This is a genomic window from Clostridioides sp. ES-S-0054-01, assembly GCA_021561035.1.
Taxonomy (GTDB): Bacteria; Bacillota; Clostridia; order Peptostreptococcales; family Peptostreptococcaceae; genus Clostridioides.
Map to the genome: position 1 here is coordinate 1053228 of CP067346.1, position 11966 is coordinate 1065193.

Annotated in this window: 14 protein-coding genes, 1 other RNA gene and 1 pseudogene; 12 read left to right on the forward strand and 4 right to left on the reverse strand. The window is 28.0% G+C overall.

Annotated features, from left to right (window positions below):
* The first annotated feature begins 37 nt into the window (after positions 1-37).
* Together JJC02_05100 and JJC02_05105 are read left to right on the forward strand one after the other, a co-directional pair.
* Positions 38-940 (forward strand): RluA family pseudouridine synthase, encoded by a 903-nt coding sequence (locus tag JJC02_05100; GenBank protein ID UDN55556.1) that lies wholly within the window; start codon positions 38-40, stop codon positions 938-940.
* 13 nt (positions 941-953) lie between these two features.
* Positions 954-1958 carry a nucleoid-associated protein gene (locus tag JJC02_05105; GenBank protein ID UDN55557.1) on the forward strand — a complete coding sequence of 335 codons (1005 nt, stop codon included), beginning with the start codon at positions 954-956 and terminating at the stop codon, positions 1956-1958.
* A gap of 160 nt (positions 1959-2118) precedes the next feature.
* Here the strand turns inward: JJC02_05105 and acpP are convergent, their stop codons facing one another.
* Positions 2119-2346 (reverse strand): acyl carrier protein, encoded by a 228-nt coding sequence (gene acpP / locus JJC02_05110; GenBank protein ID UDN55558.1) that lies wholly within the window; start codon positions 2344-2346, stop codon positions 2119-2121.
* Between the two features lie 171 nt (positions 2347-2517).
* Here acpP and JJC02_05115 point away from each other — a divergent pair, with 171 nt between their 5' ends.
* From JJC02_05115 to ccpA, 5 genes are all read left to right on the forward strand, one after another.
* Positions 2518-2943, forward strand: a complete 426-nt coding sequence (locus JJC02_05115; GenBank protein ID UDN55559.1) for a hypothetical protein — start codon at positions 2518-2520, stop codon at positions 2941-2943.
* Positions 2944-2990: 47 nt separating this feature from the next.
* A complete protein-coding gene (locus JJC02_05120; GenBank protein UDN55560.1) occupies positions 2991-3197 on the forward strand; it encodes a hypothetical protein in 207 nt (68 codons plus the stop codon).
* Between the two features lie 180 nt (positions 3198-3377).
* Entirely contained in the window at positions 3378-3557 is a 180-nt protein-coding gene (locus JJC02_05125; GenBank protein ID UDN55561.1) for a hypothetical protein, read from the forward strand.
* Between the two features lie 33 nt (positions 3558-3590).
* Positions 3591-3791 (forward strand): hypothetical protein, encoded by a 201-nt coding sequence (locus JJC02_05130; GenBank protein UDN55562.1) that lies wholly within the window; start codon positions 3591-3593, stop codon positions 3789-3791.
* A gap of 252 nt (positions 3792-4043) precedes the next feature.
* On the forward strand, positions 4044-5060 hold the full coding sequence (gene ccpA, locus JJC02_05135; GenBank protein ID UDN55563.1) for a LacI family transcriptional regulator CcpA: 1017 nt from the start codon (positions 4044-4046) through the stop codon (positions 5058-5060).
* A 217-nt stretch (positions 5061-5277) separates the two neighbouring features.
* Here ccpA and JJC02_05140 read toward each other — a convergent pair whose 3' ends face one another.
* Complete coding sequence (locus tag JJC02_05140; GenBank protein ID UDN55564.1) at positions 5278-5676, reverse strand: hypothetical protein; 399 nt, start codon at positions 5674-5676, stop codon at positions 5278-5280.
* Positions 5677-5887: 211 nt separating this feature from the next.
* Between JJC02_05140 and JJC02_05145 the strand changes: the two genes are divergently transcribed.
* The 3 genes from JJC02_05145 to JJC02_05155 all read left to right on the forward strand — a co-directional run bounded on the left by JJC02_05145 (position 5888) and on the right by JJC02_05155 (position 8450).
* Positions 5888-6790: a hypothetical protein gene (locus tag JJC02_05145; GenBank protein ID UDN55565.1), complete on the forward strand. Its 903-nt coding sequence runs from the start codon at positions 5888-5890 to the stop codon at positions 6788-6790.
* 114 nt (positions 6791-6904) lie between these two features.
* A non-coding RNA gene (gene ssrS, locus JJC02_05150) (6S RNA) lies at positions 6905-7086 on the forward strand.
* A 182-nt stretch (positions 7087-7268) separates the two neighbouring features.
* Positions 7269-8450 (forward strand): hypothetical protein, encoded by a 1182-nt coding sequence (locus JJC02_05155; GenBank protein ID UDN55566.1) that lies wholly within the window; start codon positions 7269-7271, stop codon positions 8448-8450.
* A gap of 99 nt (positions 8451-8549) precedes the next feature.
* On the opposite strand, the gene JJC02_05160 is transcribed toward JJC02_05155, so the two are convergent.
* Together JJC02_05160 and JJC02_05165 are read right to left on the reverse strand one after the other, a co-directional pair.
* Entirely contained in the window at positions 8550-9872 is a 1323-nt protein-coding gene (locus JJC02_05160) for a polysaccharide biosynthesis protein (GenBank protein UDN55567.1), read from the reverse strand.
* Positions 9873-9922: 50 nt separating this feature from the next.
* Positions 9923-10162 (reverse strand): annotated as a pseudogene (locus JJC02_05165) (hypothetical protein).
* A 119-nt stretch (positions 10163-10281) separates the two neighbouring features.
* On the opposite strand from JJC02_05165, the gene JJC02_05170 reads away from it, so the two are divergent.
* Together JJC02_05170 and JJC02_05175 are read left to right on the forward strand one after the other, a co-directional pair.
* Positions 10282-11727 carry a PLP-dependent aminotransferase family protein gene (locus JJC02_05170; GenBank protein UDN55568.1) on the forward strand — a complete coding sequence of 482 codons (1446 nt, stop codon included), beginning with the start codon at positions 10282-10284 and terminating at the stop codon, positions 11725-11727.
* 28 nt (positions 11728-11755) lie between these two features.
* On the forward strand, positions 11756-11965 hold the full coding sequence (locus JJC02_05175) for a DUF896 domain-containing protein (protein ID UDN55569.1): 210 nt from the start codon (positions 11756-11758) through the stop codon (positions 11963-11965).
* Position 11966: the final 1 nt, after the last annotated feature.

Below are 11966 nucleotides of genomic sequence, written 5' to 3' on the forward strand. Positions count from 1 at the left end.
AAAGAAAGTAGGAAGATAAAAGAAAGTAGGTAAAAGTTTGTTTAAAAAAGAAAATCAAAGATATAATCTTATATCGTATACAAATGAAGAAGAAATGACTTTAAAAGAAGTTTTATTGGACAAACTAAATTTCTCAGTTAGGTCATTATCAAAAATGAAGAGAGAAAAGAGTGTCTTAGTAAATGGAGTGTATAAAAAGCCAAGCTCAAAAGTATATTGTGGTGATTTAATAGAGGTAAAAATAGAAGAGGAAAAAGCCAATTTTGAGTCTCAAGATTTAAATTTACAAATAATATATGATGATTTTGACATAATTATGGTGAATAAACCTCCATTTATGGTAGTTCACCCGACAAAAAGTCACTATGATAAAACAATAGCAAATGGTATTAGTTACTATATAGATAACAAAAAAGAAAATGTGAAAATACGATTTGTAAATAGGTTAGATATGAATACTTCAGGGCTTGTTATAGTAGCAAAAAATGCTTATGCACATCATACTATGTCTACGGCAATGAGTGAAAACAAAGTTGAAAAAACATATATAACAGTAGTTGAAGGAATTATAGAAGAAGATGAAGGAACTATAGATGAGCCAATTTATAGACCTACAGAAGATTCAATAAAGAGGATAATAGATGAAAGAGGACAGGCATCTGTTACTCATTATAAAGTAGTAGAAAGATTAAAAAATGCAACGGTACTAGAAGTAAGTTTAGAAACTGGTAGAACACATCAAATAAGGGTTCATATGGCTCATATAGGTCATGGAATAATAGGTGATGAGTTATATGGCTGTGTAGATGAAGAGCTTATAAATAGGCAAGCACTCCATGCATACAAGCTGGAGTTTGAACAACCAAGAACAAAAGAAAAATTGAAATTTAAAGCAGATATACCAGAGGATATGAAAGAACTAATATCGAAATTAAGATAATGGGGTGATATATATGATAATACATAAGTTTATAATACATGTTTTGGATAAAAATAGTGATGTTCCAATACTAAACGACTTTGAAGGTAAAGTCAATCAAGAAGTAGATGGCTTTTTCCAGAAGTCTATAAAAAGAATTTCGAAGGATGAGGACTTAAGAAAGGCTATTTTTAAAGATTATAATAATAATTTAATTAAAAACTGCTGTGAACAAATAATATATGATGAAAGTTCTTTTTTGAAAAACTCTAAAGAAATTGCATCCTATTTATTTGATGTTATGAAAATCAATGCTGCATTAGAATCTTGTGATTTAGCAATTTGTTTATATACTATTAAAGATGAAAAGAGTGTAGCTATACTGAAATTAGATTATAAAAAGTTGTACACTCATTCAATTGAATTTGTAGATGATAAATTTAATATTCAAATGGTTTCAAATGAGATTGGTATTCCAGAGACTCTAAGACAAAAGCAAGGAGCTTTGATTAGTCTAAGTGGTATAAATGATGAGTTTCACCTAAGACTTTTAGATAAGGATGCTGAAAAAGAAGGGTCAGAATCAAAGTTTGTGACAGAATTTTTAAATGCTAAAAAAATAGATGATGATAAGTATAAAACAAAAGTATTTAAAAATACAGCTGAAAACTGGATAACCAATGCTCTTAGTAATGATATAAAGCAAGCTGAAGATGTAAGAAGTATATTAAATTACACACTAAAGGAAAAACATGAAGTTGATATAAATGACTTTGTTGATAATTCAATTAAAGATGATGAGTTAAAAGATAGCTTTAAAGAGCATATGGAAGAAAAAGGTCTTGATGAAAGTTTTAGTATAGATAAAAAATGGGTTGAGAAAAAACTTAAAAAAAGAAGTATAAAAACAGATAATGGTTTTGACATAAAAGGAAACCTAACTGATTTTGAAGACCCAATGAAGTATACTGTAAAACAAAATCAAGATGGGACTGTAGATATAGTAATAAAGAATGTGACATTTTATGAAGAAAAGTAATTTTGATTTAGGCAATTTATATACTTGCTATATAAATTAAAGATAAGAATATATATTTTCTATATATTGTAAATAAATGTAATGTAGTCTGCGTGAACTTCGATGTAAATTATTATGTGGAAGTTTACACAGACTATTTATATTTGTAGACAAAACAATATTATTTGCTTTCTTCGATATATTTACATATATCACCAATACATTTAAAATTCTCAGCTTCCTCGTCTGGTATTTCTATTCCAAATTCATCTTCAAGGGCCATTATAATTTCAACAGCATCTAATGAATCAGCTTCTAAATCATCCATTAAAGATGCCTCCATAGTTATCTCATCTAAATTGTCTACCCCTAATTGTTCTGCTATTATTTCTTTTATTTTTTCAAACATTTTAAGCCTCCTAAAGCAGTTTTAATTAATTTTAATGTTAGTTTAATATAATATTGAGAATTTTTCAATAAGGAATCTATAAAAAATAATAAAATTTTATAAAGGTAGTAATAAAGTATTATTTGATGAATAAACTTTATTGATAACAAATATAACTTAGGAGGAAATGCTATGAAATATGTAGGACTATTACTAACTTCAGTAGGAATGTTTTTACTTATAGCAGTAAATTTTTATTATAATTCAATAACTTTAGATATGCAACGTATAGAGGACTATGTAATGGAGACTAATTTAATCCTTGAAGATGTAGCTGAAAAGGAGAGTTATGTATCTAATGAAAAAGAAGATTACATATCAAGACTAATGCATGTAAAGAAAGGGATAGAAAACTCAAAAACATCCTTCTTGATAGAAAGATATAAAGAATACAAAGTAAAATCAATAGAAAGTTTAATCTATACTATATCAGAAGAGAAAAAAGATTATCTAGATGAAGTTGATAGATACAATAAACTTGGTGAAAAAGAAATAAATAAACTAATCAATAAAAACTTTTTAGAAGTAACTTATCTGTCTATTACTACATATATTTAATTAAAGAGACAAAACTTAGTCTCTTAATGATTCAAGGAGGATTAGTTATGACAAAATTAGAAGACAATATGGAACGTTTCTTTGGAGGATGCGAAGGATTTTTTGGTAATAAAATGTTGATAATAATAGTTATAGTATTCTTATTATTATGTACAGACATTTTAGAAGACTTATTATGCGATGACAATATATGGATATGGGTTATACTAATAGTATTGTTGTTATTTAACTTCGATGATGGTTGTTGTTGCTAAAAAATATTGATTATTAAATAGGCAAAGCCAGTAACTTATACAAGTTATGGTTTTGCCTTTTTTAGTTTAGATTAAAAAATTAAAAAAATAATAAAAATACATTAGCAAAATGGAAACCAAATGCATAGTATATGTTAGGAGCGAAAAGCTCAACAAAATATCAACAGGAGGTAACGTAGAATGTTAGATAGATTTTTTGGAGAAGAAGGATGTTTTGGTGGAGGAGGATGGTGGATAATAGTACTATTCTTCCTATTCTTAGCTTTTGGAGATAGCTGGGCAGAATTTGACATAATGGCATGGATACCATTCCTAATAGTTTTATTAATACTTTGCTGCTGTGGTGGATGCTTAGAATAAGAGTGCAGTTATTAAAAAAAGGAGGGCTTTGTTATGTTAGATAGATTTTTTGGAGAAAAAGGATGTTTTGGTGGAGGAGGATGGTGGATAATAGTACTATTCTTCCTATTCTTGGCTTTTGAAGATTGCTGGAGAGACATTGATATAATGTCATGGATACCTTTCTTAATATTATTACTAATAACTTGTTCATGTGGTGGATTCTTTGATGGTGACGGAGGCTGCGGCTGCTAATACTGAAATCATTAGAATGGAAAAATGCTGGTATTTTATACCAGCATTTTTTTATTTTATTTTTTAATATAATTTAAATTAAAAATGAATATTATTAAATTTGTTGAATATAGGGTATAATATAAAATATAATGTATTTAAGTGTAACTGTTTTTATGGTAAAATAAAAACTCATATAAATGTAGTTAAAATAGGAACCTTCAAGAATTTGGTTCAGTTTTAGATAAATTTAGTAAAATAAGGAGGATGAAGATGAAAGGTAATATAACGATAAAAGATGTTGCTAAACAAGCAGGCGTGTCAATATCTACTGTATCTAGAGTTATAAATGATTCAAAACCTGTAACTGATGAAGTCAAACAAAAAGTTTTAGAGGTTATAAAAGAGACTGGATATATACCAAATCCGCTTGCTAGAAGCTTAGTAACTAAGAAGAGTCAATTAATAGGGGTAATAGTTCCAGAAGTTTCAGATTCTTTTGTTAATGAGGTGTTAAATGGAATAGAAGAAGTTGCTAAAATGTATGATTATGATATTCTTTTAGCAAATACATACTCTGATAAAGAACAAGAACTTAAGAGTATAAATCTATTGAGAGCAAAACAAGTGGAAGGTATAGTTATGATTTCGTGGATAGTTGAACAAGACCACATCAACTATATACAAAATTGTGGAATACCAGCAACCTATATAAGTAAAACTGCTAGAAATTATGATATATATACAGTAAGTACTAGTAATAAAGAAGCTACTTTTGATATGACAGAGCATCTTATAAAGAAAGGTCATGAAAAGATAGCCTTTATAATGACTAGTAAAGATGATACTGTTTTAGAAATGGAAAGACTTTCTGGTTATGAGAAAGCACTTTCAAATAACAATATAGAATTAGACAAGAGTTTAATTAAGTATGGTGGAACTGATTATGAAAGTGGATACAATAGCATGAAAGAATTGTTAGATGATGGAATAATACCTCATGCAGCTTTTGTAACAGGTGATGAGGCTGCTATAGGTGCTATAAATGCTATATGTGATGCTGGATATAAAGTTCCAGAGGATATATCGGTTGCAGGATTTAATGATGTTAAGATAGCTAGAATGTATAGACCTAAACTTACTACAGTATATCAACCTTTATACGATATGGGAGCAGTAGCAATAAGAATGGTTATAAAGTTAATAAATAAGGAATTAATTGAAAATAAGAAAATAGAATTACCTTATAGAATTGTGGATAGAGAAAGTGTTATAGAAAGAAGAAAATAAAACTATTAAAATCAATGAGGCTGTCTCAAAATAGAGATAAGCCTTTTTTTCGTTGATGAAATGATGAAAATATATTTGATTTCATACAAAAAAGAGTGTCTCATGAACTAAAAAGTTCATTTTGAGACACTCCCATTTTTTATGTCAATAATATAAAATTTAAGAATAGCTTAGCTAAAAAATAATTGTCTAATTATCTAAATAGTTCGTTTTTTATCTATTCATGAGGATTAGACTTTTTAGTTTTCTTAAATAAGCCTTTAGATTTTTTTTGTTGACCACTTGGTGTATTTTTTGGTGCAGGTGAATTTGACTTACCTTTAGTAGGTTTAACCTTCTTCGTTTTAGATGGCTTAGTATCTCTTTGAGTTTCTGCATCTGATATTTTTTCCATTATGGTATCCAATTTTTTGCGTTGATTTTCATCCAAAAATGCTTTGAATTTTGATACTACTTCATCTTTTCCATCTAAGTTCTTGCCTATTTTTATAAGTTCCTCCATAAGTTCACTTTCTGACTTTCCTTTGTAATTATCAGCCATCTTTTCTATCTTATCCTTATCAATATTTTTTTGTTTAGCCATTTTTTCTAATGACTCTGTATCTAATTTTTTCATAAAAAAACCCCTTTCTATAAATATATATTGAATTATATTCATACTATTTATATATAGAAATAATATTGAAGTTGTGAATTGTGAGTGATATATAATATAAATAAAAATTCTTATAGATAATATATATGCACTGAACTTTAAAAATGGAACATTAAAATATGAAAAACATACTTTAATATAGGGCAATTATATAATATAAGGGGGAATTGTCTTGAATAACTTACTATTTTTGATTGGAGTGATTGCATTGAGTAATGGTAATATCTCTATATTTGATGATAAAAATAAATCAAAAGGAAATAATAGAGTTAGAAAAAACAAAAAAAATGCAAATGATAAGCTATCACAGTCTATACATGGCAATTTAAGGTTTGATGCAAATGACATAAAAAGAGGTTTAAGGCTTATGGATTTAAGTGAAGAAGATTTAGAAATGGGAATGGAAATAATAACAAGAACTAAAAAATACATGTCAAGAGATGAAAGAAAAATACTAATAAAAATAGAGAGTGTTTTAGATTTGGTTAGAGGAATAAAAAAATTAAATAATATAGACGTGGTAGACATAGAAGATGAAACAGATTTTTTTAGAAAAATGGATAGTGATGATAAAAAGAATATGATGATAAAGGAAATTATAGATATATTCCCAGAAAAAAGAAAAAATTCAGTTGAAAAAGCTATAGGAATGAAAAAGAAGATAGATTTATTTGCAGAATTATTTTTACCAGATGACTTTGGAGAAGGTGGATTTAGTCTAAGTTCTTTGGCAAATATAAACAATCTTGGCAGTATGAATAATCTTAAATTGCTAGGAAGTCTCTTAAGAGGTGATGATAGTAATGATGATAATGATGAGGAAGACAATTATGAAGATGAGGAATTAGATTATGAAGACGAAGAATTGGATTATGATGAGGAAGAGTTAACAGATGAAGGTGAAATAGACGATAATGAAGATGAATTGGTAGAGGATAAGGACGTAGACTATGAAAATATCGAAAATGAAGAAGATATAGTGTATGATGAAGAACTATACAATATTAATGAGCAAGAACCTAAACATAATTATAATGAAAAAAATACTAAAACTAGAGTTAAGAAAAAGCGATAATTAATTAAATACATAAAGAAAAAAGGAAGAAAAAGTAATGATAGAATAAGATTATCTCAATTACTATATAAAACCACTTTAAAAATTTCAAAATTTATTATATAATAATAATATGAAATCCTGAAACATACGATAAGGCTTTTTTAAATTCAACCTACAAATGAAATACGGGAGACCGTGTCTGGTAAATTATAACATGCCTGGTTGATTTTGGACGTTAAAGGTTACTAGCAAGTCACCCACCTGGGAGTGCCTAGGGTGTGAATTTACTTAGCCACCGGTGTTTCGGGACAAAAAAAGTGCTACTATTTAAAATAGTAGTACTTTTTTTATTAAAATGCATTTTTCTACTAAATATACCTAATTATTGATAAATTTAAAAAGCAAGTAACAATTAAGATTATAAGAGCATAGTATTAATTAGGCTTCAAAAAGCCAAAGACTTAATAAGAATCGCTTACAGGGAGGGCAATGAAAAATGCAAGATTATAAAAAAAATAAAAGAAGAATGATAAATCAGCCAATGTCTACAATGAGTGAAGAAGTGTATACAGATGAAATAAATTCAGAGGACATGAGAGGGTTTAAAAAATCACACCATCATAATGGATGTAATACTGATAATAAGTGTGATTGTCATGATGATTGCAAGCCATGCAACCCATGTAAACCTAATCCATGTGATGACAAGTGTGAATGCCATGACAGTTGTAAATGTGATTGCGAACCATGTCAAATGGATTCAGATGAATGTTTTGAAAACAAATGTGGACCAGAATGCTGTAATCCTATATCTCCAAGAAATTTCTCTGTATCAAATGCAGTGCCATTTGCAATAGAGGCTAATAGAATATTTGATACTATGCAATTCCAAACATTTACAGATGCAACTGGTCCAAATGGAGAGCCATTAACTTTTGAAACAGAAGTAGTAGAAGTATTTGGTTCAGTTCCAAGTGCAGGTCGTGCAAGTGTAACTATAGACAAAATATGCTTAAGTAATGATGGAATCGTTATAGATACAGGAATGACGACTTTAGAAGATTTCGATTTAGACCCATTGGGAGATATAGTAGGAAGAAACTGTGAAACAACTTTTGAATATGCAGTATGTGGAGAAAGAAACGCTGAATGCTGTAGACAAGGAAAAGGCAAATCAGTAGCTTATAAACAAAGAGGATTAACTGTAGCAGTTCGTAATTTAGTATTAGAACTAAGAGGTAGATGTGGATGTACAGAATTCGTTGCATTAGCTTTCCCAGCAGTCAGAGCAGGAGGTGGATCTAAGAAGAGAGTTGATTATGTAGAATTTACTTTTAACACACTTTCAGCACCAATATGCTTGCCAGCTGACGGAAGAGCTGTTACTTTAAGACAAGAATACCAAACTAACTTAACTGTAGATTGTATAGGAAAATCTATATTAAAATTAGAATGTAATGAATGTTGTGAACCTTTCCATGAATTAATAATACCAAATGGTATAGATTTAGTACTTTGCTTACAAGAAACAGTTAGCACATTAATAAGTGAGCAAATAGTAGTTTTAGCATCACCAAATCCAATCCAACCAAGACTTGTTGATACTTTCGCTAAAGTATGTGATTTTTCGCAATGTGGACCTAATCATGGAAGTGGTAAGCCAAGTTGCCACAGATAGATAGGTAGATATATAAACAGTTTAAATTATAAATAAAAATCATCTAAGGAAGGCTACCAAAGTAGATAATTTACATTGTTAGCCTTCACGTTTTTATACCTAACGTATAGATTTTAGTGATTTAAAAAGTACTATAGTATGTAATAGAGAAGTAAATATTGATACTATTGTCATTGTGTATATATATGCATAAATATTAAGCCCTGGGACAGGAAGAAATACATATAAAGCTACTAGTTGAATTAGCATACCAACAATAGTATTTATACTTGAAGCTAATTCTTTTCTTATTGAATGTAAAATGCCAGATAGAGTTTGATTTAGTGACATAAATAGTGGAACTAAAAACATAGCTTTTAGATATTCTCCAGCAAGTGTATTTTTAAATACTAGTATACACAAATCTTTTCCAAAGAAATAAAAAAATATTGATGATAGTATACCTACAAATGAAGTTAGAAGTATAGAGTATTTGATTTTTTTTATAACGCTTTTACGTTTTCTTAGAGCTATTTCCTGTGAAATAGTAGGTATTAAGTTTACAATAAGCGCTGAACCAACAGTAAAAGGTAAAAATATAAAAGGCATTACCATTCCACTGACAACACCATACATACTTAAGGATTGCTGATAAGTCATTCCTGACAATGCTAATCTTGATGGTATCATCATAGAACTTATAGATTGCAAAAGTATGTTTGACATTCTATTACAAGTTATGGGAATGGACATTTTTAATGTTTCCATAGAAGAATTATAAAAATCTTTTATGCTTATAATATACCTATTGTCAAATGATGAATCTCGCCATAAGCAGATAAGCATAAATATGATATTGCTCAATTCACCAATCGATATACCTAACAGGGCAATATAACAATTCATGGATTTATTATTTATATACATAACAAGTAAAAAAACAAATAATATTTTACCGATTTGTTCAATAATTTGTCCAATAGCAGGGATTTTTACATTCTTTACACCATAGTAATATCCTCTTAGTACATTTGAAAGAGTTATTATAACTATAGCAGGACAAACTGCTAGTATAAATAGGTTTAATTTAGCATCTTTTAAAAACTTAAGTGATAAAAAAGAACTATTGAAAGATGCAACTATAGATATAGCTAGTGCTACGAAGAATGATATATATAAAGTTGATATAAATAAAGCATTAGTATTGTGCTTATCGTTTAAAGCTTTTCTCTTTGCAACTAAACAACTAAGTGCAGTAGGTATACCTGTTGTTGTAACGGCTAAGCAAATCATCAAAAAGTTAAAAATCATATGATAAATACCTAGACCTGTTTCGCCTAATGCTCTTGATAAGAATATTTTATATAAAAAACCAAATATTCTTACAACAAAATTAGATATAAATAAAATAACTGTTGATAGTACTAAATAAGGTACTTTCAAAAAAATCACCTCCTTATCTTTTAAATATATTCACAAGGAGGTGTAAAAATTTATAATTTTATAAATTCTGGTTTCAATTTATTAAATTTAGATACATATTTAAATCCTATATTTTTTAGTAATGAATATATGTAGTCAAACTCATACGCAACTTGACTTATATGATGTGAATCTGAGCCTGTAGTTATGATTTCTCCTCCCAAGTCTTTATACATTTGAAGGATATACTTTTATCATTTCTTCAATTGTAGATTTTCCGTCAGTAGAGAAACTTGAGTGCATGTGATAGTCGTAAAACATAAATATTTCCCCTTTTTATAAAAATTTTGGTATTATATATACATACTAAATAATATCAAGTATGTATGAAAGCATCAATAAAATATAAATACAATGAGCGGTGATAAATGTGGAAAAATACAGAATAGATTTAAGTGAGAAAAAGTTAACTAAATATATACAGATATTTAATCATATAAAAGAACTGATAATAAATAAAGAGTTAGTTGAACATGAAAAACTGCCTCCAATAAGAAAACTATCAAATTTTTTACAAGTAAATAATACTACTATAGTTAAGGTATATGAGCTTTTAGAAAATGAAGGATATGTATATAAAATTGTAGGAAGTGGAACTTTTGTATCGAGTTCAAATTCTTATAAAAATAGTATAGATAACAGTAAAAATAAGATTATTGTACAAAGAGAAGATTTAATTCATTTTGACAATGGAAATCCATCTAATGATATGTTTCCTATCGATTCATTTAAAAATGCTGTAAATATGGCATTATCTAAAGATGGTAGTTCAATATTTGATTATGATGAAGGTCTTGGCTCTGAAGAATTAAGAGACAAGATGGTAGAGTATCTAAGTGATGGAAATATAAAAACTACTAAGGAAAATATTCAAATAATATCAGGTGCTCAACAAGGTATAGATATAGTTTGTAAAGGGCTAATAAGTTATTCAGACGTTGTTTTTATGGAAGAACCTTCTTACAATGGAGCAATTGAAGTGTTTAAAAGTAGAGGTGCAAAAATAATATCTATACCTATGTTAGATGATGGTATTGATATAGGTATTTTAAAATTAAAGTTGGAAAAAATAAAACCGAGACTTATATATATTATGCCTAATTTTCAAAATCCAACCGGAATATCTTACTCAACGTATAAAAAAAAGAAGTTAATAGAATTGGCAGAAGAACATGATTTTTATATAATAGAAGATGATTTTATAAGTGATTTTGTTTTTGAGTCAAAAGATAATAGAACAGTTAGAAGTTATGATGATAAAAATAGAGTAGTGTATATAAAGAGCTTTTCAAAAATACTTATGCCAGGTCTTAGGATAGGAATTGTAGAAATGCCAAATGAATTGTTAAAGAAAGTTTTATGGGCTAAATATTCATCAGATATATCAACACCGGGTTTAATTCAAAAATCAATGTATTACTATATGAATAATTTTGATTGGAAAAATTATTTGAGTTATATAGAGAATATATATACTGATAAGTACAAATTGGCAAAAAGCTTGATTAATGACCAATTGAGTGGTAAATTAAAAGTTAGAAAATCTTGTGGAGGAATAAACTTTTTTTTAGAATTACCAAGAGGATATACATCTCAAGCGTTTACAAGTTTTATGTTAAATAGAGGTGTATCAATGCTTCCAGGAACTTATTTTTTTGATAATCTAGTAGATGATAGATTCTTTAGAATCAATATAGCTCGTCCAAGCATGGAAGAGCTGGAAAAGGGAGTATCTATAATAAGTGATAACATAGATGAGTTTTTTTGTGAATATAAAAACAAGTTAGATATAAAAAGCAATAAATTATTTTATTAAATAAATAGAAGTTTTTTAGGAGGAAAAAATGTTTGACAAGAAGAAATTAGATAGGATTAATGAATTAGCAAAGAAAAATAGAGAGGGAATTCTTTCTGCTGATGAAATCAAAGAAAGAGAAATTTTAAGGAAAGAATATTTAGAAAACTTTAGAGCCCACTTTAAATCAAGACTAGATAGTGTCAAAGTAGTTTCACCAGAAGAATATGAACAATACATGAAAAATAATAAAAATTAAA